25 protein-coding genes and 6 pseudogenes are annotated in these 25,869 nt (G+C 43.5%); all 31 read right to left on the reverse strand.

What is annotated here, in order from left to right; translation table 11 throughout:
* Positions 1–463 precede the first annotated feature (463 nt).
* Positions 464–1,804 (reverse strand): nitrogenase component 1, encoded by a 1,341-nt coding sequence (locus RDV78_09915; protein MDS1030766.1) that lies wholly within the window; start codon positions 1,802–1,804, stop codon positions 464–466.
* Positions 1,797–3,320, reverse strand: a complete 1,524-nt coding sequence (locus RDV78_09920; GenBank protein ID MDS1030767.1) for a nitrogenase component 1 — start codon at positions 3,318–3,320, stop codon at positions 1,797–1,799. The genes RDV78_09915 and RDV78_09920 overlap by 8 nt, the downstream gene beginning before the upstream one ends.
* A 22-nt stretch (positions 3,321–3,342) precedes the next feature.
* Entirely contained in the window at positions 3,343–4,392 is a 1,050-nt protein-coding gene (locus tag RDV78_09925) for a uroporphyrinogen decarboxylase family protein (protein MDS1030768.1), read from the reverse strand.
* Positions 4,393–4,406: 14 nt separating this feature from the next.
* Positions 4,407–5,384: an ABC transporter substrate-binding protein gene (locus RDV78_09930; protein MDS1030769.1), complete on the reverse strand. Its 978-nt coding sequence runs from the start codon at positions 5,382–5,384 to the stop codon at positions 4,407–4,409.
* A 123-nt stretch (positions 5,385–5,507) separates the two neighbouring features.
* The gene (locus RDV78_09935; GenBank protein MDS1030770.1) at positions 5,508–6,380 is read right to left on the reverse strand and encodes a MetQ/NlpA family ABC transporter substrate-binding protein; all 873 of its coding nucleotides are present in this window, start codon (positions 6,378–6,380) and stop codon (positions 5,508–5,510) included.
* 76 nt (positions 6,381–6,456) lie between these two features.
* Positions 6,457–7,125, reverse strand: coding sequence for a methionine ABC transporter permease (locus RDV78_09940; protein ID MDS1030771.1), 669 nt, complete (start codon positions 7,123–7,125; stop codon positions 6,457–6,459).
* A complete protein-coding gene (locus tag RDV78_09945; GenBank protein ID MDS1030772.1) occupies positions 7,122–7,901 on the reverse strand; it encodes an ATP-binding cassette domain-containing protein in 780 nt (259 codons plus the stop codon). The genes RDV78_09940 and RDV78_09945 overlap by 4 nt, the downstream gene beginning before the upstream one ends.
* 25 nt (positions 7,902–7,926) lie before the next feature.
* Positions 7,927–8,669: pseudogene (locus RDV78_09950) on the reverse strand (nitrogenase component 1).
* Positions 8,666–9,082: a hypothetical protein gene (locus tag RDV78_09955; protein ID MDS1030773.1), complete on the reverse strand. Its 417-nt coding sequence runs from the start codon at positions 9,080–9,082 to the stop codon at positions 8,666–8,668. The pseudogene RDV78_09950 and the gene RDV78_09955 overlap by 4 nt, the downstream one beginning before the upstream one ends.
* A gap of 11 nt (positions 9,083–9,093) precedes the next feature.
* Positions 9,094–9,651: a nitrogenase component 1 gene (locus tag RDV78_09960; GenBank protein ID MDS1030774.1), complete on the reverse strand. Its 558-nt coding sequence runs from the start codon at positions 9,649–9,651 to the stop codon at positions 9,094–9,096.
* Positions 9,652–10,718: 1,067 nt separating this feature from the next.
* A pseudogene (locus tag RDV78_09965) lies at positions 10,719–10,894 on the reverse strand (IS1380 family transposase).
* 334 nt (positions 10,895–11,228) lie between these two features.
* The gene (locus tag RDV78_09970) at positions 11,229–11,381 is read right to left on the reverse strand and encodes a cation transporter (protein MDS1030775.1); all 153 of its coding nucleotides are present in this window, start codon (positions 11,379–11,381) and stop codon (positions 11,229–11,231) included.
* Between the two features lie 36 nt (positions 11,382–11,417).
* Positions 11,418–12,296 carry a nitrogenase iron protein gene (gene nifH / locus RDV78_09975; GenBank protein ID MDS1030776.1) on the reverse strand — a complete coding sequence of 293 codons (879 nt, stop codon included), beginning with the start codon at positions 12,294–12,296 and terminating at the stop codon, positions 11,418–11,420.
* A gap of 136 nt (positions 12,297–12,432) precedes the next feature.
* On the reverse strand, positions 12,433–12,732 hold the full coding sequence (locus tag RDV78_09980) for a NifB/NifX family molybdenum-iron cluster-binding protein (protein ID MDS1030777.1): 300 nt from the start codon (positions 12,730–12,732) through the stop codon (positions 12,433–12,435).
* Positions 12,733–12,772: 40 nt separating this feature from the next.
* Complete coding sequence (locus RDV78_09985; GenBank protein MDS1030778.1) at positions 12,773–13,666, reverse strand: radical SAM protein; 894 nt, start codon at positions 13,664–13,666, stop codon at positions 12,773–12,775.
* Positions 13,667–13,856: 190 nt separating this feature from the next.
* A complete protein-coding gene (locus tag RDV78_09990; GenBank protein MDS1030779.1) occupies positions 13,857–14,024 on the reverse strand; it encodes a YezD family protein in 168 nt (55 codons plus the stop codon).
* Positions 14,025–14,026: 2 nt separating this feature from the next.
* Positions 14,027–14,224 carry a DUF2292 domain-containing protein gene (locus RDV78_09995; protein ID MDS1030780.1) on the reverse strand — a complete coding sequence of 66 codons (198 nt, stop codon included), beginning with the start codon at positions 14,222–14,224 and terminating at the stop codon, positions 14,027–14,029.
* Between the two features lie 82 nt (positions 14,225–14,306).
* Positions 14,307–14,963, reverse strand: a complete 657-nt coding sequence (locus tag RDV78_10000) for a DUF1847 domain-containing protein (protein MDS1030781.1) — start codon at positions 14,961–14,963, stop codon at positions 14,307–14,309.
* Between the two features lie 12 nt (positions 14,964–14,975).
* Positions 14,976–16,649, reverse strand: a complete 1,674-nt coding sequence (locus RDV78_10005) for an ASKHA domain-containing protein (protein ID MDS1030782.1) — start codon at positions 16,647–16,649, stop codon at positions 14,976–14,978.
* 2 nt (positions 16,650–16,651) lie between these two features.
* Complete coding sequence (locus tag RDV78_10010) at positions 16,652–17,674, reverse strand: MtaA/CmuA family methyltransferase (protein ID MDS1030783.1); 1,023 nt, start codon at positions 17,672–17,674, stop codon at positions 16,652–16,654.
* Positions 17,675–17,780: 106 nt separating this feature from the next.
* Positions 17,781–18,851 (reverse strand): uroporphyrinogen decarboxylase family protein, encoded by a 1,071-nt coding sequence (locus tag RDV78_10015; GenBank protein MDS1030784.1) that lies wholly within the window; start codon positions 18,849–18,851, stop codon positions 17,781–17,783.
* Positions 18,852–18,855: 4 nt separating this feature from the next.
* The gene (locus RDV78_10020) at positions 18,856–19,512 is read right to left on the reverse strand and encodes a corrinoid protein (protein ID MDS1030785.1); all 657 of its coding nucleotides are present in this window, start codon (positions 19,510–19,512) and stop codon (positions 18,856–18,858) included.
* Between the two features lie 22 nt (positions 19,513–19,534).
* Positions 19,535–20,314: pseudogene (locus tag RDV78_10025) on the reverse strand (ABC transporter ATP-binding protein).
* A gap of 100 nt (positions 20,315–20,414) precedes the next feature.
* Positions 20,415–20,885 carry an ABC transporter permease subunit gene (locus tag RDV78_10030; GenBank protein ID MDS1030786.1) on the reverse strand — a complete coding sequence of 157 codons (471 nt, stop codon included), beginning with the start codon at positions 20,883–20,885 and terminating at the stop codon, positions 20,415–20,417.
* A gap of 521 nt (positions 20,886–21,406) precedes the next feature.
* Entirely contained in the window at positions 21,407–22,342 is a 936-nt protein-coding gene (gene cysK, locus RDV78_10035) for a cysteine synthase A (protein ID MDS1030787.1), read from the reverse strand.
* 259 nt (positions 22,343–22,601) lie between these two features.
* Positions 22,602–23,084, reverse strand: a complete 483-nt coding sequence (locus RDV78_10040) for a YbaK/EbsC family protein (protein ID MDS1030788.1) — start codon at positions 23,082–23,084, stop codon at positions 22,602–22,604.
* Positions 23,085–23,134: 50 nt separating this feature from the next.
* A pseudogene (locus tag RDV78_10045) lies at positions 23,135–23,467 on the reverse strand (PLP-dependent transferase).
* A 10-nt stretch (positions 23,468–23,477) separates the two neighbouring features.
* Positions 23,478–23,855 carry a RidA family protein gene (locus RDV78_10050; GenBank protein MDS1030789.1) on the reverse strand — a complete coding sequence of 126 codons (378 nt, stop codon included), beginning with the start codon at positions 23,853–23,855 and terminating at the stop codon, positions 23,478–23,480.
* On the reverse strand, positions 23,848–24,678 hold the full coding sequence (gene larE / locus RDV78_10055; protein MDS1030790.1) for an ATP-dependent sacrificial sulfur transferase LarE: 831 nt from the start codon (positions 24,676–24,678) through the stop codon (positions 23,848–23,850). The genes RDV78_10050 and larE overlap by 8 nt, the downstream gene beginning before the upstream one ends.
* 5 nt (positions 24,679–24,683) lie before the next feature.
* Positions 24,684–25,381, reverse strand: a pseudogene (locus RDV78_10060) (PLP-dependent transferase).
* A gap of 153 nt (positions 25,382–25,534) precedes the next feature.
* Positions 25,535–25,789: pseudogene (locus RDV78_10065) on the reverse strand (Rrf2 family transcriptional regulator).
* Between the last annotated feature and the right edge of the window lie 80 nt (positions 25,790–25,869).

The following is a 25,869-nucleotide window of genomic DNA, read 5'->3' on the forward strand; positions in this document are numbered from 1 at the left end:
TGGACACCCTTGTCTTAGGCTAACGGTTGGCACTATCAACCCCCGTATCGGACTTTCACCGACGAGCAAGCGCCCATGCTGGGCGCACAAATAAAACCGCAATTTGCGACAAACAAATTGCGGTTTTACAGTTCGTATAATTTGAATTAAATTGAAGTAGTATTAAGATCTGCGTTTCTTTCCATAATTGGGGAAGAACACATCCGAGGTTGATATACCGACTTCAACATAGATAATGTTTTTATTCCTGTAGATATCAGTTGTTTGAACTTTTTTCCCTTATCGGTATTTTATTTTCCATCTAAAAGCGCCTCACATACTTAAAATGAAAAATAAAAGCAATTCTAATAACACTATGTGAAAAAAGTCAAGTTTTGACGAAAATCTATACTTGCTGTGCTGATTACTCTGTCCATCGTAACCTATGCCCTCCAGAATTATTTGCCTTGAATACCTTAATGTATCATCTTCCTGCAACTATAGCACTTAGTAAATCTTCTATCAATCTTAAACCACCGCGATAACCTGTATATCCACGGTCAATTACAGCTCTGTTAGCTACGGGAAAGCTGACGGTAAGATGTGGAGCCCCTATTGACTGGGCAAGCTCCCGATCTAATGAACTCCCTACAACAAACCCCGGACTGAAATTTTTTACATACTTGTTTGTTGCAGTTTTAGGGTAAAGCCCGTTCAGATGTCTAATAATTTCGCTTGTGTCAGTTTCAAACACAACCTTAGGTTTCAGTCCTGATTCCAAGTTTGCACTTGCTTTTAACAGTTTATTTTTCTGGTCGTCTCTTAATTGGTCTGTAATCACGACCAGTTCCGGCAGCCACCCCAGATCGTCGGATAAAAATTTTGTTACAGCGGTAGCATAATTAACATCACCGATTACAACCGCATAGCGCTGCAAGTCAAGGTCATTGTAGCACTCGGTAAGAGGCTCCAGGTAGCTGAAATATTTTTTATTCTCATCCTCAATGATTTTTTCCACCCGATTCAAGTCTAAGGACAATGCCCTTGCCGTCTGTCTTAAAAATTCATCCGAAGCTGCGGGGCCAATAGGCAGGGGGACAGTGATAAAAGGTGTTCCATGGACTTCTGCAAAAACCCCGGCCGCTTCCACCCCATATACATCTGAAACCACGATGTTCAGCTCTGCATCCGCACATTGCCTGATACCCTCCAGGCTATCCCGGTAAGTGAAAAAAGTATTTACCCGGAGTCCCAGCTTTTCGAGGAGCGACCTGATGCCTTCAAGGTTTCCCCTCCAGAACACATCCATAAACGGGACGATTCCCAAAACATTGACTTTCCCCTTTATCTTTTCAACGCCGGGCCGGACATACTCCCTGGCTAGTGCCTGCATAACCAGATCATAGCCGTAATAGGAGTTGCCCTTGAAACCCCCTGTTTCTGCAGTAAATATATTTATCCCCTTTTCCTTGAACTCGCTTACCACCGATTTTACATCATCGCCGATGACTTCGGTAACACACCCGGTGATAACGCCATACAACTTCCCGTCCATGACTTCCAGGGTGTTTTTTATTTGTTCCCTCAGCCTTTCACTCCCTCCAAACACAACTTCCCTTTCCTGTACATTGGAACTGGGTACGCTTAAACCGCCGCAATAGCCGCCGACCTGCAGCCCGCATCCCCCGTTTTGTGTCCAGGCTATATTCCCGGCACAACCCGGTGCGGCATGTAATATTGGAATGGTATCGGGAAGAGCATTGATTGTTGACATTGCACCTCCCAGAGCGCAAGAATACCTGGGCCTTTCAATAAAATCACTCATGCCCTTCACCTCCAGCCGCCTTGATATACTTATACGGGTCTGCTTCATACCATTGGGCGTTATAGGGAAGCCTGACATATTTGCTCAGCTTGCGGTTAAATACCGGATTGGAAAGCTGCCTGTAAAGCCTTCTTGCCAGTTCGTATACCCCTCTGTAACCGATATAGCTAAGGCCGGTGTTATAGATTACATGGGTTGCTATTCCAAGCTTGGCGGCGGTGCCGTTTCCATTCCAGTGTCCCAGAAAAACATCAGGCTTAAGCTGCTTGAGAAGGTTCGCCTCTTCAAAGGGCTGCACATTGGCTATATTGATTGGAAAATCCTTCCCGGTACTATTGATCAGTTTTTCATATTCACTGTTAGCAAATTCATCATGGTGGTATGAGCGTATGCCCACCAGCTCAAAACCAAGCTCATGCAAAAGCCCTGCCGTTGCCAAAGCCCTGAATTCACCTGCACCGACGAATACCTTCTTGCCTTTAAAAGCAGGCAAAAATTCCGCGAGAGCGGCTCTGAGCTCTTTAACCTCTTCTTGTATAAGTTTTTCGGCTTGTTTTTCCATACCGAAGAATGCAGCAACATCCCTGATCCACAAGTTGGTATTCTCAATACCTATGGGCATGTGCTTCAGTATATAAGGAATCCCGAACTTTTCTTCGAGAAACTTCAGGAAATAATCGTCATGGGTAGGGCAGGTGCTGATTGACAGCGCAGCCTGCGTTACCCTGTACATTTCCTCCGGTTTTGCAAACACGGGAAATATATTGGTTTCAAGCCCAAGTGCTCCAAGGAGCCTTGAAAGTTCAAGCTCATCCGCTCTGCCCATGGAGGAAACATTCAATAGGTTTACCGTCCTGCTCCTCCTGTAATTTTCTTTTAATTCCTCCAGTTCGTCCGGAAATAAAGGTTTGCTGTGTTCCGGTTCCTCCAGAAGCTTACGGCCTATACCGTGATACACTGCATCATAGGCAGTGGCCCAGATTTTCGTCTTAAAGCCCTCGCAGTGAACGGGTATAATCCTTGCAGCAACCCGGTGTTGAATACGGTCTACAACTCCGTCAATGTCATCACCGATAATTCCGGGTACACAGCCGGCTACAACGGTTATTGTCGCCGGCCTGTATCTTTTGTCTGCTTCAATAATTGCCTTTTCAAGCTTCGTTTCGCCGCCACTTATCACATCCGACTCGCTCAGGGCCGTAGAAAGCCAGAGAGCATCTTTAACTCTCCCCCACCGTACATTCCCGCCCGACCTTACATTTGCATTCTGGGAGTGGGCGCAAGACCCGCAGCCAATGGCCCCGTGCAGGAGCACAACATTATCAGGCAGGCTGTTGATCATGGCCAGCCCGGGCAACAGAAGGCAGATGGAGCCCTGGGTAAACCCGCGCTCCCCGTCATGCAGGCAGCAGCCCCTTGTTTTATTTGCCAGACCGCATAATGTGCCGCCAAAAGTAATGCAGGCTTTTAACCTGTCTTCTCTTTTCGGCGGTTCTTTATTATCCAGATAACTCATATCCATTACACCCCCAATACGTTCAGTCGGTGTCCGGCAACCGCTCACTATTGAAATTCCATGCCGTTTCCACCATTGCGCATATATTTTCCAGCGGTACTGCCGGCGGGATATCGCAGCCGGGCATCAGGATATAACTACTGTTAGGTCCCGCCTTCCGTAGGCATTCAATGCAAGCCGCTCTGACCCCTGCCGGCGATGCATCTTGCATGACAGCTACAGGATCCATGTTACCCGAGAAAGCCATTTTATCCCCTACCTGTTCCCGCGCCTTTTCCAAATCAACCTTGTAGTCCAGCGATATATTTTTAGCACCGGTCGAGGGAATAAGGTCAAGCCGGTCAGAGATATTGCCACAAATGTGTATGCTTACAGCCACCCCTTTTGCTTCAACCCTTTCTACTACTCTCTTCAAGTATGGAAGAGCAAATTCCTGGAATTGTCCTCTTGAAATCATATCCCCGGAAGCTGTAGGGTCCGCAATGGAAATTATTTCAGCCCCTGCATCAACAAAAAGCTCTAGGTATCTGAAGCAAAGTTCGGACGTAAACTCCAGTACCGCATGTACCGCCTGCCTGTCTTTGTAAATGTTCCTCATCAGTCTTTCCACGCCATAGACGTGGCCGGCAAGTGTAAAGGGGCCCCATTGGCTGGCGCCCACCAGGGTCCATTCACCTATGGTTTTGCTCAGGACCCGTGCCGTTTCAACAAGCACATTGATCTCAGCATCTTCTTGCAAGCCTTCAAGCTTAATGGTATCTACGTCACCAGCCTCAGTGAGGAGAACTTCCTGGATATCCGGTGTACCCTTGGCCCGGAACTTTATTTTACCGCCGATGGCACGAATGGCCAGATTGTGGTAGCCGGAGCCCGGCCATACAATATCCGACTTTACCAGCTCGTTTGTTTCCGCAATTATTTCCGCTGCCTGTTCAGCGCCTAGGGCCAGAGCTTTTTCCAGGGTGAAGCCCTTTCTGTTGAAAGTCCAGGCTCCTCCCGAAAGAAGCGAAACAGGAAGTCTTGGAGTTTTTTGCAAATTTAATGCCTTTAAAACAATTTCCTTTGAGTTCATAAAAATTCACCCTCTTATTGAACACCCTTCAGCTTGATAAAAGCACTCCTTGCAAGAGCATCTGTGTCCGTGCTCTTATCCAGCACACCTATTTCCCTCATTTCTTTTGATCCGTTAATTACTGCCTTTTGTCCACCTTCTACCGAGGGTTCGTAATTATAGGTTGCTAGAACCTGTGCATTAACTTCTGCATCGCCCGGCACATACTTTTTCTCAACTTCAATCTTAGCTATCTCCTGCTGATTTGAATTTACCCATCTTGCACCTTTCATGATTGCCCTTGTAACTGCAGCAGCTGTATCAGGATCTTTTTCGATTAAATTTCCGTTTACAACAACTAGGCAGCAATATTCATCCTTGAAAGGGGAATCGGTTGCGGAATTGTATATGCTTTTTGCCTTTCCATCATTCACCTGAATCTGTGCAAATGGGTCGGCAACCGCAATAATATCTACTTCGCCATTTTCAAGAGCAAGCGGAAGCTCAGCATTAGGGAACACCTTCCATTTAACGTCATTTTTCAAATCAATCCCTTCTTTGGCAAGAAGCCTTGAAACCAATATCATCGGACCACCTCCAAGCGTAGGGACTCCTATGGTCTTTCCTTTGAATTCCTTAAAGGATTTAATGGTTGAACTAGCAGGGACAAGTACCTGTATGCATCCTGTATGAAGACCTGCAGTAAACTTAACGTTCAGACCTTGTTCAATAGGTTTCATCCACTGGTTGAGAAGCCCGTCGGTTACATCAATTTTATTAGTTGCAAGCCCGTCTTTTAAAGTATTTGCATCACCTTTGATCAATTCTACATCCAGCCCTTCTTCCTTGAAAAAGCCCTTTTCATAGGCTGCATATATAGGGGCTTCGCAGGTGTTGCCAAAATAGCCAACCCTTATCTTCTTAAGTTCTTTTTGAGTTGTTGTATTTTCTGTGCTTTGGTTTGAGGAAGCTCCAGTTGATTGATTTTCAGCAGATGTGTTTTTTTTTGCCACAGCCTGTAATGCTGAAAATTATGGCTCCAATTAGCACAAAAGCAATAATTAATCTACGATTTCTCACTTCTTTTAGCTCCCTTCTATTTTTTACATTGGTTTTGATTTTTACATAAATTCCAATCAAAATGCAGGAACTACGGCCACCCCATATTTATCCTGGATAAACTTTTTGACATCCTGTGAATGCAAGTATTCTACCAGCTTTTTAATTTCGGGACGGTTTTCATCTCCCTGCCTTACAACGATTACATTCGCATAAGGTGAATCTGCATTCTCACGGAATAAAGCGGACTTGGGATCGATTTTTGCCTCCAGCACAAAATTCGTGTTAATTACAGCGCCATCCACATCAGGAAGTGTTCTTGCAAGCTGTGCTGCTTCTACTTCAACAAATTTGAGTTTTTTCGGGTTATCGACTATATACCTGGGTGTTGCCGAATAATTCCCGATTCCATCCTTAAGTTTTATTAGGCCGTTTGCCTGCAATAGCACCAAAGCCCTGTATTCATTGGATGGATTATTGGGAATTGCGATTGTTGCGCCTTCCTTAAGCTCTTCCTTTGAATTGATCTTTTGTGAATAGAAGCCGATGGGTTCTACATGGACCTTGCCGGCTACCGCAAATTTATAACCTTTTTCTTTGGATACTGAATCAAGGTATGGCACATGCTGAAAATAGTTGGCATCTATCTGTTTGTCCGCAAGAGCAGGATTTAATTGTGCTTCATCGTCCAACACAACAACCTCAAGGTTGATGCCTTCCTCCTTCAGTTTGGGTTTTATGAAGTTAAGTATTTCCGCATGGGGCACCAAAGCCGCCCCAACCTTTACCGTAACATCAGGTTTTGCAGTTGTAGATACTTCTGCCTTGCTTTCTGCTTTACTGGAAGCGCCCGCTGGGGTTTCTTCGGGTTCCCCTGCGCTGCTGCATGCAGCTAATGAACCTGTAAGTAATGCAGCAATAGTTACTAATAATAGAATTTTTTTAATCATACCGATTCACTCCTTAAAATTTGTAATTTAGTTTCTTAATTTTACCTGGTTGCTGCAATATTTTTCTCTTTTGCTATCAATCGAACTTGTACCGCTTTCTGTTTATACTTCGTGCCACAAAATCACCCCCCCACTGGACTCCTTGCACAAATAAGACCAGAACGGCTACAGTGGCAATCATTATGTCATCTCGGAACCTCATATAGCCAAACCGTATGGCAAGGCTGCCCAATCCCCCTGCACCTATTGCCCCGGCAACTGCGGTAAAACCGGTAATCGTTATTACTGCAAGAGTTACACCGCGCACAAGGGACGGCAACGCTTCGGGTAAAAGCACCTTAGTGATGATTAAAAACGGATTTGCTCCCATCGCCTGCGCAGCCTCAATTTTACCTGTGCTAACCTCCTTTAGACTATTTTCAATTATCCGTGCAAGAAAAGGCGCCGAACCGATTGAGAGCGGAACTACAGCAGCCGTGGCTCCAAGTGTTGTGCCAACAATAAAACGTGATAACGGCAAAAGTACAACAATCAGTATTATGAAAGGAAAGGAACGGAAAATGTTTATGAATGTGCCGAGTACTTTATTAAACCTTGGAGCTTCAAGAATATGGCCCTTTTCGGTTGCAACCAGTATAATGCCTAAAGGCAAACCTAAAATCAATGCGGCAACGGTCGATAAAACAACCATATAAATGGTTTCGCCAAGTCCTCCTAAAAGCAAATCAAATAAATCATCGTTCATATTCCCCCTCCTTCCATAAATTGTCGTCCGTATTGGAAACTTTGAATTATCTTTACAAACCTTTTTGCGGTATCGCTCTCAGGGTTTAAAAAAAACTTTTCAACCGGTCCTTTCTCAACAATCCTTCCATATTCAAGTACGGCCATATTGTTGCAGATATGCTTCAAAACATCCAGCTCATGGGTTATAAGCACGATTGTCAAATTTAGCTTTTCATTAATATCCTTAAGCAGTTCCAATATCGAGTAGGTTGTCTGAGGGTCAAGAGCTGACGTTGCTTCGTCACTGAGCAGCACATCCGGTTCATTAGCCAGTGCACGTGCGATACCTACTCTTTGCTTTTGTCCGCCGCTTAATTGTGACGGATAATCTTTTATTTTATCGGTCAATTGAACCAGCTCGAGAATTTCTTCAACCCTGTTTTTAATAAGCCGTCTGGGATATCCTGCAACCTCAAGGGGAAAGGAGATATTCTGGAATACCGTCATCGAGTCAAAAAGATTAAAGTGCTGGAATATCATGCCTATCTTTCTTCTCGCCAGCCTCAACTGCTTTTTATTCATTGCCGTGATTTCCATGCCTCCTATGAATACCGTACCGGAATCAGGTTCCTCAAGACGGTTAAGGCATCGGATCAGCGTAGATTTTCCGGCTCCACTGAAGCCGATAATTCCAAAAATATCTCCTTTTTCGATTCTGAGACTTACATTGTCCAGTGCCTTGATACCCGCGTGATGTGTCAAATAGGTTTTACTAAGGTTATTTATAGTTATCATATCATCCACTCGCTTTTTTATATCTCTATTGATAGCTTCCGAGAACCGCAGCATATATGTCCTCAGTCAATCTTAATCCACCCCTGTATCCCGTATAGGAACGGTCCAGTACCAATCTGTCCGTAATCGGCAGTCCCAGACTGAGGTGAAAGCCATTCAATTCCGAGGCAATATCCCTGTCCCATGTATTTCCTATAATCAGCGGCTGGAATTGATGGTTAAATTCCCTTAATTCCTTTTTTATCTGTCCGCCATCCGGTTAAAAGGTAACTCCTGAAAAAGCTTTTCATTGATCTCTTCCTTAGTAGGTTCCAGGAGTTGTTCTATAATAGCCTGTGCGACAAGCTCATGTCCCAGGTAGGTACTTCCTTTAAAGCCTCCGGTTTCTGCATAAACAACAGGCACGCCTCTATCCCTGAATTCTCTCACCACCCTGCCGACATCATCTCCTACAATATCCGAGGTGCAGCCTGTAAGCACAACAAACAAATCGCCATTAATCACCTTAAGCGTCTCCTCGATTAGCTCTTTTAAACGCTGCTCGCCTCCAAATACAACTTCTTTTTCTGTTGCATTGGTACAGGGTATTGCATTTCCTCCTACAAAGCCTGAACCCTGTTATCCGTTGCAGAAGCTCAGACCTCCGAAAAGTTTTGAGCTGCAGCCTGGTCCTGCATGGATGATAGGTACGGCTCTTTCAATGGCCAGAACAGTTTGCTGCGCTCCTAAAGTACAGAAATGCCTCGGCTGCTCAATTTCGGTACTCATAGCGGCACACCTCCCAGATAGGCAAACGGCTCCTGCCGCATCCACCAGTCGGTGTAGGGCAGTTTCGCATGCCTTGCAATGTTCTTTACATAGGATGGATTGGAGATGGTGTCTACGATTTTCTGCCCATATTTTATCAATCCTTGATATCCTAACTCAAAGTGTTCATCTCCCATTAGAAATGTAGGTATCCCAAGCTTTGCGCCCCAAACAGACATGCCGTGATGGCGCACAATAAAGACATCGGGTTTAAGTTTATTCAGTAGTTTTACCAGCTCAAAGGATTGTTTGTTGCAAACGCTGAACCTGACATTTCCATAGGTTTCAACCATATGCTTCAGACTGTCTGTCCGGATGTCTCCGTTGTCGAACCTCTGATCATGGTGCCATGTGCACCCACCAAGGACATTCATGCCCAACTCCTTTAAAATGCAAATAATACTGTGACCGTGAATTGCTCCTGCAGCAACGAAAACACTGCAGGTACCTGAATATCACTCTCAATAGCATCTACAACGCCTTGAATGTCGTCACCGATAATCCCTGATGCACAGGAAGTAGTTATAAAAACCGCTTTTGGATTAAAACGTTGCTTGGCCTCTTTTACAGCTTGCGCCAGCTTTAACGCGCCACCGTAAATGGTATCCTCTTCCCGTAAATTTGAGCTGATTAAATGGGCATTTTCCACACGCATACCCCTTTTTAACTGCCCGCTTCTGTTTATAAAGTTGAAATTAGTGAAATCCCCGGCACAACCCAGCGGTGCATGGTTTACAACAGCCGCATCCTGTATCATGGCAAGCTGGCAAATTGCTGTAACTGAACTGCAGGTTACACACTGTGAAAAGGCTCTGTCCTTCTCAGCCAGATTCCCTTTTTCCACCGCTTCCTGCAAATCCGCCGCTGTTCCTGCATATCCGGTGATCGCTCCCAAGCTCGCCTCTCTGATAGGTACTTCAGCACTTCTTAAATCTATTGCCATCTTAAGTCACTACTCCTATAAAATCCTGATGAATTAAGATAAAATAAAAAGGCCAAGTCCCAACACCCATTCAATCAGTGTAGCAACTTAGCCTCCAGTATATCTGGTCAACTAAAACCAATATCCAAGTATTCCTATAGTTTTTATATATTTTAACTTGCCTAAACGCAATTGTCAAGAATTTTTGTTCATATCACAGCTCGTTAATGGATTCAACCTGCACAACCTCACCGTCAAAATTACCTTTCTCAACTATTTCAGGAACTTTTCCCTATTTGTTTTATCAACTATGTTTTTCTTTGCCAGCTAGTGCCCATTTGTTCAAATTTATAGTACTTATTATAAGTTCTAAAGCTTATGGCGTGGCCGAGGATATCGCCCAAAACAATATAGAATATGACCTTGTCTAGGTTTTAATCAATTCGTTGAGCCTGAAAAGGTTCAGAGGTTTTGAGAGGTAATATAAGTATCGCAGTATTTATATAAGACGTTTTTATATTGAGATACCTTCCTGAATTGAGCAATAATGCAAGCTATGGGCTACTTTTGATATTTGGAGTGCTGACCTCCTTTCACTTCATAGGTATGTGTGGGTGGGATCGCGTTATCGCAAAGTGTTGCATGCAAAGGACGCTAGCGGGGTATAAAGGGAAGAGCATATAGACCTTAAAGCCATCGCATCTGCCGCCGGTTTAGGACTCAGATTCCCGGTTGCTGCAATGGGTATGACAACCAGATTGTAGATGATTGCCTAAAATAGATTCTGCCTTATCTTTGCCACCGTTTTGCGGAACAATTTTATGGCTGTGGGCAAGCCCATAAGATCGTTCTTTAAACTTGAAATCGGAAAGTAACTTTCCGGATTAGCCACATATTCGTATAACCACAAAATTTCAGTATATATGCCCTATAGTTTTTAGCTGCTAAACACCTCACTTATCAGGTAAGTGGTTCAATATTTATAAATCCAGAAAGCGCCAGTGTTTTTGGGTACAGTAAATATGCCATGGTCCAGATGAACCTGGTAAAGTGTTCTTGGATAATTTGGTTTCGATCTTGTTTGGGTATCACCCATAACTAACGGCGATCCAGGACCGCTGGCAGAGGAATATTTCCAACTTTTCTTTGGCGCTCTTCACTACTCTTTGTGGCAAGGATTAGGGGCTAACTTTACACGCTGATACCGATTGTTACCAACTATTTTCCCTGGCACATTAAAGATTTTACGCCGGATAGTTCGTACTCAGCATGACTGCGCGCCTTTTTTGGCTCCTTCTTGTTTCCCGAAAACAGCGAAAACACTGTCGTCAATATCTAGCCGTACTCACGGGGTTCGTCGGATTTGGCTTTGGTACTCTCGTCCAAGCTTCTAAAAGGCCAAAATTACTAAAAGCAGTACAGAAATATTTTGTACCGAACAGGAGCTGCAAGCGCCAGCTGGACCCTCCAATCATGCCAAAAAAGCGTTTTAAAGCGTATGGAATCCGCAAACTGTGCAAATTTTAACTATGCTGCAGAATATGTAGAACCGAAAAACCCATGGCTTCTATTTTTTCTCTAACATATGGCAGAATTATTTATTCCTTGTCATATTCCAGCAAAACTTTTTCCGCAGCAAAACTGACGCTTGCTTTAATGATACCGTCAAGTTTGGCCAGACCTTTTTCAATTGTTATTGAACACAAGGCGCAGCTCATTCCGCCAACCTTTACGGAAGCCTTCTCAATCACATCATCACTCCCATAATCTATGCCCCAAACGCTGTCTTAGATATTTCCAACCGCCTCTACCCTTACCTCACCCGTTTCAAGCGCCAATAAGTGATCCGCCCATTTTGATGCCCATTCCCGAAGGGCTCCTATTTCAAGCGGCGTCGGCACCTTTGATTCCCTATGCTCTGCAATCTTTTTTGCAAGACTTCTATAAATGCCCGCCTGCTTGGAGTCAGGAGCCGCTTCTATTGTCGTTTTTCCCTGAAGCTCACTTTGGGTTACCGTAACCGATCTCGGCACATATTCTATTACTTGTGTGTTTGTCTGTTTGACAAAGTCATCAATGATTTCCCTCGCATAGGGTGCATTAATGGAATTTGCAATTACCCCTCCAAGTAGGGCACCTCCTGCATTGGAATATTTCTGTATTCCTTTGAAAAGGTTGTTTGCTGCATAAATAGCCATAAAATCTGCTGAGGACACTGTAAAAACATGTTCTGCAATTCCTTCACGTATTGGAACCGCAAAGCCTCCGCACACTACATCGCCAAGGACATCGTATATAACAAAATCAAGGTCAAGCTCCTCAAACACTTTCTGCTGTTTAAACAGCTGCACAGCGGTAATAATTCCACGACCTGCACAACCCACCCCAGGCGCAGGCCCGCCTGCTTCGACGCAATATATGCCGTTAAATCCTTCATATATAACCTCGTGAGCCTTTACAACACTTTTTTCCCTCAGGGTATCAAGAACCGTCGGTATATATTTGCCACCCCTTAAAGTATTCGTAGAATCACTCTTTGGATCGCAGCCAAACTGCATAACCTTGTATCCTTCTGTAGATAAAGCTGCGCTGATGTTTGAAGTAGTGGTGGATTTGCCGATGCCACCTTTTCCGTAAATTGCGATTTGCTTGATTTTCTTTGCCATTCTTTACACTCCTAATCGGATATTTTTATAGATTTTGTTTGAAAATGTACTGCATTGATTAATATTAAAAAATCATCTTGTATTTTGATGCCGGTCTTTTTGTCTTCTATCATAGTCAACCAGCTTTTTTAATGCACTATCTATAAAATCTTAAATTGAAATAAGCAGTGATTCCCTTTTCCTTCATGGCCTGCTCTGCCCCTGGGCCTACCTGGCTTGCAAGCACCGTGCTGCAATCGGACAGCAATGCTGCCGTCCACCTCATTTCATCCTCATGATGTTCACCCATTCCACACGGAGGTGTATTTTCTCTGAGTTCAACAAAACTCCATGCTCCGTTTTCAGCAATTTCAAATATAAGGAATTGCCTGCTCCTGCCGAAATGCTGGTTAATTACCTTGCCGTCACTACTGGCTATCGCTACTCTGTAAGGCATAATTTTGTCTCCTCCCTCCGGGGTACTCCCCATTGCTGTTTTATCCGTGAGAGAATGTCTCTACCCTGTGTCCATAAAGAATATCTCCAAAATCAATTCCTTTCCCGGGTATGCCACATGCGTCTGCTCGGCACTGCTGACAATGTCTGAAGACCGGCAGGTATTTTTCGGCAGCCTCTCTGGCAGCATTCAGTTCAGTGCAATCAGGTGGACGGAAACGTGCCATTTCATTTTGCGGGATCAAAGGAATGATATTGATCAAAGAGGCACCTGCTCCAGCTGTTACTCTTGCAATCTCACCTATATGGCTGTCATTGATACCGGGGATAAGGACTGTGTTGATTTTCACGGTTGCGCCCAATTCACTGATCCTTTTCATGCCTGCCAATTGCGCAAGCAGCAGCCATAATGCAGCTTCCTTGCCGGTCATATGATGTCCGCTATAAACAATATATGAGCAAATATTCTGTAAAACATCCGCCTGCACGGCATTAACAGTGACGGTCACAGTTTTCACACCGGCCTTTATGATTCTCTCGGCGTATTCTTTCAGCATAAGCCCATTGGTGCTTAGACATTTTATAAGCTGCGGGTATTTTTGATGTATAAGCTCAAAGGTATCCAGTGCATGAGGAGTTGCAAGCGTATCCCCGGGTCCTGCAATTCCCACTACGGTAATTTCCGGGCAAAGCTCCAACGCACGGTCTACCGCCTCTAAAGCTTTTTCGGGCGTTAATATGGAAGCTGCCACCCCCGGTCTTTTTTCACATTTGTTAAAGCTTCTTTTGCAAAATTTGCACTGTATGTTGCAAGTAGGACTGACCGGTAAATGAATACGTCCGTATTTAAAATGCGCTTTACTGCTGAAGCAGGGATGCTTTTTCACCAGATGGTCAAATTTAGTGTTTATTTTGGTTTGAAGGCAACCTTCCATAAAAACATCTCCTTTCACAAAACAAAAAGGCCAAGCTTAACAACCTCCTGTTTGAGGTTGAAAACTTAGCCTCCAGTCTTTCTGGTCAACTAAACTCTGTTGGGTATGATCAAAACAATTACTTACTTTTCCTATCGTTTTACTATATTTTAAATTATAAAAACTACTATGTCAATAGGTTTAGTATATACTATTTCAGTCTGATTTTTTCGCTTTTTTCTATCTGCACGATCCTGCCTTCCTGGATAAAAAGCGTTACAGAACCGTATTGAATGCTTTCAAGATATTGAAGCGGCTTTCTTAAATCCTCTTCGGAGACTTGCATCTTTTTTTTATCAATGCCTTCGGAAAGTGTCACAATTAAGCCCCCTTTGCAACGTTTTCCTTTATGCTCTGGTCGCCGAGAAATATTGTTTCATTTAGATTAATTTGAATAATTGTGTTATCCTGCTTTATGACTGTAATGGATCCATTTTGGATAGTATACAGCGCCTCCAAAAGGGTATTTTTCAATTTCGTTTTAACTACGATATCACTTTTCTTTTTTGGATCATTCATCCTGATCCCTCCATTCCAGTTTTCAATAAGAAATACTTTTATTATTCCTATATGCGTACTATGATTTAAGGTAATTTTTTTATCAGATATCGCCTTCCTGAAGCAGCCTTTTGTAATAAAACCCACTCGTATATAAAGCTGCGGCAGGGTTATGCCCAAGTACCCTGTCTTTAGTTATCAAAGTGGTTACAGGCGCTTCTGAATACTTGATAAATAAAGAGTCATGACCTACGCAAAGTCCAACAATCACATTCAGATCTGTCTTCTCCTTATTCATTAGCCTTGCCTGTAGCACAGGGTTGCAAAGCGCCTCGTGGCACCCTTTCTGTACCTTTAATTCTTCGGGTATTCCTACATCGGTCTTATCTATGGAACCAACCTTGCAAATTACGCTATAGCTTTCCAACCCTTTTGCTTTAAGTATTTTAACAAAAGTTTTGGCTTCATTCATCAATCCTATACAAGTGGCAATACCGATTTTCCGGGCTCCAATTCTCTTTGCAAAAGCAATAATTTCTTCAACCCTGGTGAGCTTTCCATAATATTTGCCTTCTATCTCCGCTGCCACAAAGGAAAGCTTAGACACAAAATTATCTTTCCTGTACAGCTCATTTACTTTTTCAATCTCTTTATCTGAAATCCTGGCAGTCAAGCAAAACTCAGGAAAGCTTTTATCCCTTCGATAGCAGTTCAATACACCGCAGTCGGAACAACTTAAGTTTTTCTTATCATTGTCCATTTTCAACCCTCCTCAGAAATTTAGACAACTTACAAACACTTTATCAAAGTCCTTGTAATTTGCCAGTTCAATCACTTCAACGGTTTTTAGCAATCCGGCCATCTGTGTTCTGTAGGTTTTGTTCAACAAAAATGCATACCCTCCGGATTTGGAGGTATTGCCTATAAACTCAATCCTCCCTTCAAACTCGGGCGGCAGGAGTCCGATATTTATAAGGCTTTTGGCCCGCAAATGATAACCAAAGGAGCCTGCAATCAAAACCCTGTCAACATCTGAAGCTTTTATGCCTTTGCTTTTGAGCAAAAACTCTATACCCGCCCTTACGGCACCCTTTGCAAGCTGTACCTGCCTGATGTCCTTCTGTGTGAGCACAACCCTGTCGGTCACTTTAAACACCGGTTTTCCGTCCGACTTCAAAAGCCTTTCCCTTAAGGCAAGCAATATCCCTTCTGTTTCAGGCTCGATCAATTTACCGTTTTTATTTATGACTCCATAAGCTACAAGCTCTCCTACGATATCCAGGAGCCCGCTGCCGCATATGCCTATGGCTTCTTCCTCTCCAATGGTTTTTATGGTTATACTCCCGGTATCTTCTATATTGAAAAATTCAATGGCGCCGGTACCTGCCCTCATTCCATGGGTAATGTTCATTCCTTCAAACGCCGGTCCGGCGGCAGTCGATGTAGCCGAAAGCCGGCCATCAAATCCCAATACCATTTCCCCGTTTGTACCAACATCAACAAACAGTGTGACTCCTTTTCTCTCATGCAGTTGTGATGCAAGCACGCCGGATGTAATGTCTGCGCCTACATAGGCTGAAATTACGGGAGGAAGGTATATTATGCCGAATTTTGATATGGCCAGGTTATGTTCTGATGCTTTAAGATGCACATCTCCGGTTATTTCTGGATGATATGGGAACCTGCCCATAGAACAAGGGTTTACATTGGAAGCCAGGTGAAGCATGCAGGTATTCCCGCTGAACACAACTTCATAAATCCTTTCACGGCTGATATTGTTTCTCTTCGTCAAATCAGCAATCATCCGGTTTATTTCTGCAATAAGCCCCGAATACATCAGCTTTAACCCGCTCTCCTCCGATGCAAGCTTTATCCTGGACAGCACATCCTGTGCATGGACAGCCTGAGGATTTAAGGCAGATATGGAATCCAGCTCTTCTCCGCTATTCAGATTCACAAGCGAGGCAACCAGTGTAGTTGTTCCAATATCCACAACCGCTCCAAAGCTTTCAGATGCAGTGTCTCCATCCTCGCTTCCCAGAAGGTCTTCCCCGGCATAAACATGCGTCAGGCCTTTATCTGCATCATACTGTTTGTGAATAAAGGCATCCATGATTATGTCAAAGCTTTTTCCATGGTCCAATATTTTCAAATACCTGCGCTTATGGCTTTCAGGCGTTTTAACAGCTACATCCCCCTTTATCCTGGCTTCACAGGCCAGAACATACCCTTCAAGCTCTTCCTCTCTTGAAAGCCGATGGCCATTCCCATGCAAAATATTTTTAACAGACTTGCCGTCAACCTTTACCCTGCATTTGCCGCAAACGCCTGCACCGTTGCAGGGGGACTCAATTGTTACGCCGGCCTGCCTTGCTGCTTCCAGTACAGTTGCCCCTTCATCAACCTGAACTGTAATATTTTCATTACAAAATTCTACTTTAGCCATCACTATTGCTCCTTTACGGTATTGGTCATTGCCTGTATGTTTTCCAGAGAGGAGGATGTGCTCAAACCGCAAGCAGGCGATATGATATCAATCCCGTCTTTTATAAGCCTTTCCGTACGTGCCGCTACCTTGTCCGGAGTACCGAATTGCAGTAAAAAAGTACTTAAGTTGCCCATGGTTGTGAGGGATGGGAACTCTTCTTTTAACAAACGCAGATTCACCAGTGCATCGGTACTTATTGCATCCGACCTGATCTGCGGTAGCAAGTGCTTTACGGAATTCATATCACCGCATATATGGACTATAACCGGTGCATTTAATGGACGAATTCCCTCAATCAATTTATTTAAATACTTCACAGCGTATTCTTCAAACATCTTAGGACCCAATATTTCGCCGGTAGCCGTCGGATCCCCAATGGATATTATTGTTGCTCCGTTATCAATCAACAGCTTTGCGTATTCTATTAGAAAATCGGTCACATACTCTATAGCTCTATGGGCATGTGTCTTATCCTTTCTAAGCCCTTTCAAGAAAGACATCGGATCGACTATGGAAGCAGTTGTACTGATCGGCCCTGTCAAGCTACCTATGACAGGTATGTCGGGAAAGCTTTTAGATAGACGATGGCATGCCTGCACAACGGTACCGATTCTCCCTGATTTAAGAATTGTTTTAATATCTTTATAGTCAATTGCCGCTACTGAAGCAAACAACTCCCTTTGTATTTTAGGCTCGCAGGTAAGTGTTCCAAAATTTATTTCGCTTCCCAGCACCTCTGCTTCAACAGTCATGCAAAAAGGTATCCCAAAGTTTTCAAACCCTATATATTCATGTACGTCGTAGGAAAGCTCCGCCATCAACCTTGCATCATGATGGGCCTCCGGAAAAGTATGGCCTGTTTTGTTCATAACATCAACTACCGCCGCATTCATCATGCCCCCCGGACATACAACAGGGGGTCTGTCAACTTTTTTTTTATTCAAAACCCTGATTAATCTTTCCTTTGGGCTGATTATGCTCATTTTGATCCACCTTTTTCATCAATCATTTTATTATGGAGCCAGACCGTTAATCCGGCCTTTGTTAATATATTTATTTCGTGCATAAGGCTCCTTATCATGAATAAATTTAGTTTTTATATTTGACATAGCGTATTTTATCTTCCGTCACCGGATACCCTATTTCCCTGACGGTATCAAGCATTGCCTTAATATTTTCAAAGGGTGTTTCTGTAGGAAGGCTGCACCCTGAAGCGACAATATATCCCTTGGGGTTGTCATAAGCTTTCCCAACACATGCAATTACCGCTCTTTTTACATCGGCGGTGGTGCCTTGCAGCATGATTTCCGAGGGACTTACATTCCCCATCAGCCTGACTCTGTGCCCGACTTTCTCCTTGGCCTGCTGTAAATCCGCATCATTGTCTATGCTGATGCAATCGGCCCCTGCCTCCGCCATCAGTTCCCAGATCTTGTCTGTCTTGCCGCAGATATGCAAAGTTACCGGCTTCCCTCTGGAGTGAATGTAATCGATCAACGCCTTTAAATAAGGAAAAGAAAACTCCTTAAATTGTTTTGGGCTGATCACGGTGGAAGAAGACATGGCATCTGTCAGGCTGGGTGTACAGCCGGCATCGATGATGGCTTTTGCATACCTTAGATTAGTCTCAAGCGAAACTTTGCATAATTTATGGACTGCTTCGGGGTTTTTCAGAGTAAGCCTTACCAGGTTTTCAGTGCCAATTAAAAAGGAAGCATTTGTAAAGGGGCAGGTCACCGCACCTGTAACCGTAACTTCTTTGCCTACCTCATTGACAGCAATCTTCATTGCCTCAAGATGCTGGGGCAAATTGCCATCTTTGTACGGGTCAGCCGGTTCAAGACGGTCAATTTCCGCCACATCCTTGATTGCCGGACTTGCAAGAAAAGCTGTTTCGTCTTCCGGATAGTGGACCTTCGCCCCCATCGCCTCAGCTTGAGTATATAAATCGGTAAAAATGCGGATGATGTCATATTTAAAAAGCTTATATGCGGCAATATGGGCCTTTGCCAGCAAGGCGCCGTTTCCACGAAATTCGGATACTTTAACTCCGATAACCCTTGCGGCCGTATTACCTACAATTGGCACACACGGCAGCCGGTCTACAGCCTGCCCCTTATTATATGCCGTCATTCTTTCGATAGGCGTCAACTGGTCCATAACCTCAGACCGCACCCCCAACAAGCTTTTTGGCGAGCTTCACTGCCTCTGAGGCATTGGAGGAATAGCCATCTGCCCCGATCTTATCGGCAAAACTCTGAGATATAGGCCCCCCGCCGACCATAACCTTAAAGTCTCCCCTTATACCTTCATTATTTAGTATCTTTATTACTTCCGCCATTCCATCCATCGTGGTAGTCATGAGGGTTGAAAGGGCAATTATCTCCGCGTTGACTTCTTTAGCCTTTTCAATAAAAGTCCTCGGCGGAACGTCCCGTCCCAAATCAACCACTTCAAAGCCGGAAGTTTCCAGCATTATTTTCACCAGGTTCTTGCCGATGTCATGGGTATCACCTTCAACAACACCTATCACAACTTTATGCTTTTCCCCCTGCTCGACCGCTTTCAAATGAGGCTTCAATATATCAAGTCCCGCATACATGGCATCTGAACATATCAAGAGTTCAGGGATAAAATACTCTTCTTCCTCAAAGAGCTTCCCTGCTCTTTCCATTCCATCTGCAAGTCCTTTGTCTATAGCTTCATAGGCATCATACTTTTTAATAATTACTTCATTTGCAAGTATTGCAGCCTCTTCCTCCTCCATATTCAATACGGCATCCGATAAGCTTTTATATAATTCCTCTTTGCTTTTTGGCATATTAAGACCCTCCAGTGATTTGCTATAGGTAATAATTCAAAGGTTCGTTCTCTTTGGCAAAATGAAGCGTTTCGAGAATCCTGGACCGAAGCCTGAAAAAGTCAGGATGATTCCTGCTTCTCGGCCTACCCATTTCAACGTCAATGATTTCCTGTATCTTTCCTGGCCTGGGAGTAATAATAACAATCCTGTCGCTTAAATATATGGCTTCATCGACATCGTGCGTGACAAGCATCATTGTCGTTCCGCGTTCCTCCCAGATCCTTAATATTTCGTCCTGCATCTGCATGCGGGTAAAAGCGTCTAGCGCACCAAGAGGTTCATCCAGCAGCAGCACCTTCGGATGATTTACAAGCGCTCTTGCTAGAGCAGCACGCTGGGCCATACCCCCCGAAAGCTGATGCGGATATGACTTTTCAAAGCCCTTTAAACCGACAAGATTGATGTAATCATCTACTTCGCCTTTCTTTTCACGGTATATCCCACGCCCAATCAGGCCTGACGCTACATTGTCATACACATTCAACCATGGAAACAGTGTAGGATCCTGGAAAACCAGACAGCGCTCATAATTTGGTCCATTAATACCTTGTTCATCAAGCAAAAGCTCTCCATTTGTAGATGTGTCAAGTCCTGTAACAAGTCTGAGAAGAGTTTATTTTCCACAACCACTGGGTCCAACTAAGGAAATAAATTCACCGGGATAAATATGCAAATTAATGTTATTAAGCGCTACTATCTCATTGCCATGCGGATTATGGAAAACTCTTTTAACATTCTTGACAGTTATGGCCCGCCATATTTACTCTGTGGAAGACGAGTATTCATATCCGCATTTACCATTTGATCAGCCCCCCTTTGCCATATGAGTACTCTGTCTTTAAATTTGAAAAGAAAGGATATTAAGTGGAAAAGATTAGAGCTATTACAATAAGGCTTGCGTAAACCTTGCTATATTCAGCCCAGCCTTGAGCCCAGTTGATGTACCAGCCCAAACCTGCTTTTACGCCGAGCATTTCCGAAACAATCAAAGTCAAAAAAGATCCGCCAAGTCCCATAAATAGACCGATAAATATCATTGGAAATGCTGCTGGGATTGCATCCCTGAAAATAAGGTATCGTTGACTGGCACCCAATGTCTTTGCAACTTCAAAAAATGCATTTCTTACATTTGCTATTCCGGAACTGGTCATAACCGTGACCGGGAACCATACCGCCAAAATAATCAGGAACACACTGGCCCAGAAGCTTGTCGGAAAAACAGCCATTGCAATGGGTATCCAAGCTGTTGCAGGTATAGGCCCAATAATATTTAAAAGAGGCATAATCCAATAATTGCACTTTTTATTCCAGCCGATTGAAACTCCCGTCACAAAACCAAGGATTATGCCTATAAAGTGGCCCGTAAACAAAAACTTTTACAACCCCTGAAGTCAAATTTGACCACCTCTTATATAACATACTATAGTATTTATATCATTATAGTAGGATTTAAGATTATAAAAGAACCAGCTATTCATTAGCCAGGGTCCTATGGGCAACGAAGGCAACATTAATGGTTTTAAGATTGCTATAGACAGTACAGCCATTAAGGTTCACAAATAATTGAACCCAAATCCAAAAAAACATAGGAAACGCTGTATGGGGTGCTAAGTTTGACAGCTTTGGTGCTCGCCTCTAATTATGGCATGGCTTTTAAGGTAAATGTCCAAGATAATTTGCGTAGATTTTCTATATCGAGGTGCAAAGAAGTGGCAGGAACTTTGCGATGACAGAACTAGTGTAGAAAGGTACAACTCAAGCTCTTGAAAAAAGGACCCTGGCTAGAACCAAATGTCTGCAATGCAGTTACCAACAATTATTTTGCAAAAAGCGAAGTTAATTATCGAGATTCCTAATCTTCCTGGAAGAGAACTGTGGACAGATACCTTTCTCCCGTGTCCGGAAGAAGAACAACAATAGTTTTACCCTTGTTTTCAGGTCTTTTAGCAATCTGTGTAGCAGCAAAAGCAGCAGCACCCGAAGATATTCCCACCAGCAAGCCCTCTGTTTTTGCAAGCTTCCTTGATGTTTCAAAGGCTTCCTCATTTTTTACCTTGTATATTTCATCAACAATCGACGTGTTTAGAACATCAGGAACAAATCCTGCACCGATTCCTTGAATTTTGTGAGGTCCCGGGTTTCCACCCGACAATACCGGAGAATCGTTCGGTTCAACCGCTACAATCTTAACATCGGGTTTCCTTGCTTTAAGTACTTCTCCGACACCTGTAATAGTGCCGCCTGTCCCCACACCTCCGATAAATATGTCCACCTGACCGTCGGTATCTCTCCAGATTTCCTCTGCCGTAGTCCTGCGGTGTATCTCAGGATTTGCAGGATTTTTAAACTGCTGGGGTATATATGAATTGGGCGTTTGTGCCGCCAATTCTTCCGCTTTCCTGATAGCCCCCTTCATTCCCTCGGCGCCTGGAGTTAAGACTAGCTCTGCTCCCAGAGCCTTCAAAAGGTTCCTTCTCTCAATGCTCATGGTGTCCGGCATTGTCAATATCATTTTATAACCCTTGGCAGCAGCAACAAACGCCAGCGCAATCCCTGTATTGCCGCTTGTCGGTTCAATGATGACGGTATCCTTGGTTATCAAGCCCTTTTCCTCTGCATCATTTATCATTGAGTAGCCGATTCTGTCCTTTACACTGGATGCCGGATTAAAATATTCCAGCTTTGCAATAACTTTTACTTCCAGATTGTTTGCCTTGTTGTAATTTGACAACTCCAGCAGCGGGGTATTACCAATGAGATCAGTCAGATTCTTTGCAATTTTTGACATAACATCGCCTCCAAAATGCATTTTAATTCCGAGTATTCTTATATGTTTTATCAACTATATTAGTAGTTTAATATCCAAAGAAAAATATGTCAATAAGTTTTTAAATTTTTTTGTTTTCCTATATGTTTAATAGGAATTAATATATTTTACTCTATTTTATTTTTAAAGCATTATTCGTTTTTGGCAGAGCAATCAGTAAAAACTTCGAACCCAATAGCAAATGATTCTAAAGCAATCAATCTGTTTGCAATGTTATTTTTTAATCTCTCTGCTTTTTGGTGCAAATTTGACATACGTCAACCCATCGGGCGCCGGTCAACGCCACTATTTCCTGGGGACTTATTTTTAGAGCAACTGTCCTTGAACCCGCGGCCGGATAAACTTGCTCAAAATCCTTCAATGAAATATCCAGATAAACTTCCAGGGGATTTTTCAGCCCAAAGGGGCACAGCCCACCCACCGGATGCCCGGTTACATCCTCTACTTCTTCGTGGCTTGACATTCTGGCCTTGGTCTTAAAAAATTGTTTGAGTTTTTTATTATCAATCCGTGCGTCACCCCGTGCAACAATCAATATAGTCTTTTCATTTACCCGGAAAGCCAGGGTTTTTGCAACTAATTCCGGTCCCACTCCTATAGCTTTTGCAGCTTCGTCTACAGTTGCCCCGATGTCACTCAGTTCAAAAACCGGATCCTTCAATCCTCTGGCAATAAAAAATCCTCTCACTGCTTCAACGCTCATAACCATCTTCCTTTTATCAGTTGTATTTTCATGGACAGAGGCTGCCAACCATATGTACCTCCATAAAGGTCGTCGGAAACTATAATGTGCTGTCCGGGCAGAGACAAAGAAAGCACGGTTGAAACAGCTGCCATCCCGCTGGAAAAGGCAAAACCGTACTTTCCGTTTTCAAGGCTTGCAATGGTATTCTCAAGCTCTTCCCTTGTGGGGTTTTGAAGCCTAGAATAGTCATATCCCGTTGTTTGATTCAGACCCGGATGCCTGAAGGTAGCACTCTGGTATATTGGAAAGCTCACTGCACCGGTCTGCGGGTCATAACCCTTACATCCATGCACCACTTTCGTTTCAATACTTAATTGTTTAACATTCCCATAAAGCATCATCACTCCTTTTTTATCTTTGTGCAACAGCTTCAATTTCTATCAATACATCTTTTGGAAGCCTGGCTACCTCAACACATGACCTTGCCGGATACGGCTCGGTAAAATACTTTTCATACACCTCATTCATCACTGAAAAACTACCCATATCCTTAATAAACACAGTGGTTTTTACAACTTTAGAAATGCTGCTTCCTGCAGCCTCAAGCACATTCTTCAGATTTTCCAGCGCCCGGGCCGTCTGTTCCTCAATCCCTCCGTGAATCACTTCGCCTGTTGAAGGATTTATGGGAATCTGCCCTGATGTGTATATGAATACCCCTGTGTCTATGCCCTGAGAATATGGGCCTACAGCAGTAGGAGCCTTATCGGTCTTAATAATCTTACGCATCCACTTCAACCCCCCTCTCATAAAAACCTTCATTCATACTTCCCGTCCTGTAGCCCTTCAAGTCAAGGGAAACATATAAAAAGCCAAGTTCCTTAAGCCTTGAATATATTGCCTGTCTGGTTTGTCTATCAATAAGCCTGCCAAAATCCCCCTCATCCGCTTCAATTCTTGCCACGCTGCCATGATGCCTCACACGGACCTGCTTAAAGCCTAAATCGATAAGAAACTGCTCTGCTTTGTCTACCATTTCCAGCTTTTGCTTTGTTATCTTCTCCCCATAAGGAAATCTTGATGACAAACAGGCGAAAGATGGTTTATCCCAGGTTTTAAGCCCCATCTCTCTAGATAAAAGCCTGATTTCGTCCTTGGTTAATCCTGCTTCCCTTAAAGGACTTACTACCCCAAGCTCGGATATTGCCTGAAGTCCGGGCCGGTAATCCCCAAGATCGTCATGATTTGAACCCTCAGCTATAAACTTGAAGCCTCCGTTATGCGCAAGCTGTTTTATTTTATTAAAGAGCTCCTGCTTACACAAATAACATCTGTTCGGAGGATTTTCCGAAAAGCCCTCTACCTCAAGCTCTTCCGATACAATAACTCTATGGGGGATTTTATAGTCAGCTGCGAACTTTACTGCTTCATCAAGCTCTCTTTCAGGGTATGTTGAAGATCTTGCAGTCACGGCAAGCACTTTATCGCCCAGTACTTCATGGGCTACCTTCAGGAGAAATGACGAATCCACTCCTCCTGAAAAGGCAACAACGACACTTCCCATTGATTTTAGCCTTGTTTTAAGAATTTCAAGCTTAGAAGCTGCACACATGAGCTTTATACCTCCACTGCGTTTTTCAACGCTTGATCAAGGTCATAGATAAGATCCTCGCCATCCTCAATTCCGATGGAGAGCTTATCTGGTCGGGCGTAACACCAGCAGCCCTCTGTTCTTCCTCAGACAATTGGGAGTGTGTAGTGGTTGCAGGATGAATCACGAGAGATTTTGCATCGGCCACATTTGCCAGAAGGGAAAAAACTTCAAGGCTGTCTATGAATTTCTTCGCAGCATCAATTCCACCCTTTATTCCGAAGGTAAATATTGAACCTGCTCCCTTTGGAAGGTATTTCTACGCAAGCTCATAATACTTATTACCTTTTATACTCGGGTAGTTTACCCATGATACCAGCGGATGGTTCCGGAGAAACTCAGCAATCTTTTTTGTATTTGAGACATGCTTCTCAACTCTCAGTGAAAGTGTTCAAGCTTATTGCCGCCCCCGTATCTCTTAATAACTGTACTCTTGCCTTAATGATGTACACAAGAGGCCCCAAAGCTTCAACACATCTTATGTCATGATAACTCGGGTCAGGATCGGTAAGGCCTGAAAACCTTCCGCTTCCAGCCCAGTCGAATTTACCGGAATCGATAATTACGTCGCCAATGGAAGTGCCATGACCTCCTATAAATTTCGTTGCCGAATGGACGACAATATCAGCGCCAAATTCAAAGGCCTTATCAGATAGGGCGTACCGGGTAATGCGATTTATTTCTCCTTTGATTGTTGCTTAGCCTTAAAAAGCGAGTTTCATGCCCAATTAACTTTGTCAGATTTTCTGATTAAACATATATTATTACTCGGAATTTCAATATAAAAATTAAATGTAAAACATCAATATATGCTTTCTCCTTCAAGAGCCCTTAAGATAGTACCCACCTTTATATTTGAAGACTGGTCGGCCGATACATATCCTCCTTGTGCGCCTTTGACACTCTTAACCAGCCCTGCCTTTCTAAGAGTTGAAAAGACCTGTTCCAAATAATTTTCCGATATGTTTTGTCTCTCGGCTATACTGCACAAAGATACATGGTCTCCGGAAGAATTGACGGCAAAGTCTGCCATTGATCTCAAGCCATATCTTCCTTTTGTCGATAGTTTCATAGTTTTCCCTCAAATAACCAAGTAATCCTATATGTTTTATATATTACCGTATGGAAATATATTCTGTCAATATGATAAAC

The organism is Bacillota bacterium LX-D, from assembly GCA_031628995.1.
Taxonomy (GTDB): domain Bacteria; phylum Bacillota; class DUOV01; order DUOV01; family Zhaonellaceae; genus JAVLUO01.

What these genes read in the sequence shown, in the direction of transcription:
- RDV78_09955 (MDS1030773.1), bottom strand. Translation starts at nt 9,082, where the DNA reads ATGAATGTCCTTGGTGGGTGCACATGGCACCATGATCAGAGGTTCGAC.
- RDV78_09945 (MDS1030772.1), bottom strand. Translation starts at nt 7,901, where the DNA reads ATGATAACTATAAATAACCTTAGTAAAACCTATTTGACACATCACGCG.
- RDV78_09940 (MDS1030771.1), bottom strand. Translation starts at nt 7,125, where the DNA reads ATGAACGATGATTTATTTGATTTGCTTTTAGGAGGACTTGGCGAAACC.
- RDV78_09935 (MDS1030770.1), bottom strand. Translation starts at nt 6,380, where the DNA reads ATGATTAAAAAAATTCTATTATTAGTAACTATTGCTGCATTACTTACA.
- RDV78_09995 (MDS1030780.1), bottom strand. Translation starts at nt 14,224, where the DNA reads ATGAATGATCCAAAAAAGAAAAGTGATATCGTAGTTAAAACGAAATTG.
- nifH (MDS1030776.1), bottom strand. Translation starts at nt 12,296, where the DNA reads ATGGCAAAGAAAATCAAGCAAATCGCAATTTACGGAAAAGGTGGCATC.
- RDV78_10000 (MDS1030781.1), bottom strand. Translation starts at nt 14,963, where the DNA reads ATGGACAATGATAAGAAAAACTTAAGTTGTTCCGACTGCGGTGTATTG.
- RDV78_10040 (MDS1030788.1), bottom strand. Translation starts at nt 23,084, where the DNA reads ATGAGCGTTGAAGCAGTGAGAGGATTTTTTATTGCCAGAGGATTGAAG.
- RDV78_09985 (MDS1030778.1), bottom strand. Translation starts at nt 13,666, where the DNA reads ATGGAAGGTTGCCTTCAAACCAAAATAAACACTAAATTTGACCATCTG.
- RDV78_10015 (MDS1030784.1), bottom strand. Translation starts at nt 18,851, where the DNA reads ATGGACCAGTTGACGCCTATCGAAAGAATGACGGCATATAATAAGGGG.
- RDV78_10005 (MDS1030782.1), bottom strand. Translation starts at nt 16,649, where the DNA reads ATGGCTAAAGTAGAATTTTGTAATGAAAATATTACAGTTCAGGTTGAT.
- RDV78_10020 (MDS1030785.1), bottom strand. Translation starts at nt 19,512, where the DNA reads ATGCCAAAAAGCAAAGAGGAATTATATAAAAGCTTATCGGATGCCGTA.
- RDV78_09980 (MDS1030777.1), bottom strand. Translation starts at nt 12,732, where the DNA reads ATGCCTTACAGAGTAGCGATAGCCAGTAGTGACGGCAAGGTAATTAAC.
- RDV78_09960 (MDS1030774.1), bottom strand. Translation starts at nt 9,651, where the DNA reads ATGGCAATAGATTTAAGAAGTGCTGAAGTACCTATCAGAGAGGCGAGC.
- RDV78_09920 (MDS1030767.1), bottom strand. Translation starts at nt 3,320, where the DNA reads ATGAGTTATCTGGATAATAAAGAACCGCCGAAAAGAGAAGACAGGTTA.
- cysK (MDS1030787.1), bottom strand. Translation starts at nt 22,342, where the DNA reads ATGTCAAAAATTGCAAAGAATCTGACTGATCTCATTGGTAATACCCCG.
- RDV78_09915 (MDS1030766.1), bottom strand. Translation starts at nt 1,804, where the DNA reads ATGAGTGATTTTATTGAAAGGCCCAGGTATTCTTGCGCTCTGGGAGGT.
- RDV78_10050 (MDS1030789.1), bottom strand. Translation starts at nt 23,855, where the DNA reads ATGCGTAAGATTATTAAGACCGATAAGGCTCCTACTGCTGTAGGCCCA.
- RDV78_10010 (MDS1030783.1), bottom strand. Translation starts at nt 17,674, where the DNA reads ATGAGCATAATCAGCCCAAAGGAAAGATTAATCAGGGTTTTGAATAAA.
- larE (MDS1030790.1), bottom strand. Translation starts at nt 24,678, where the DNA reads ATGTGTGCAGCTTCTAAGCTTGAAATTCTTAAAACAAGGCTAAAATCA.
- RDV78_09925 (MDS1030768.1), bottom strand. Translation starts at nt 4,392, where the DNA reads ATGAACTCAAAGGAAATTGTTTTAAAGGCATTAAATTTGCAAAAAACT.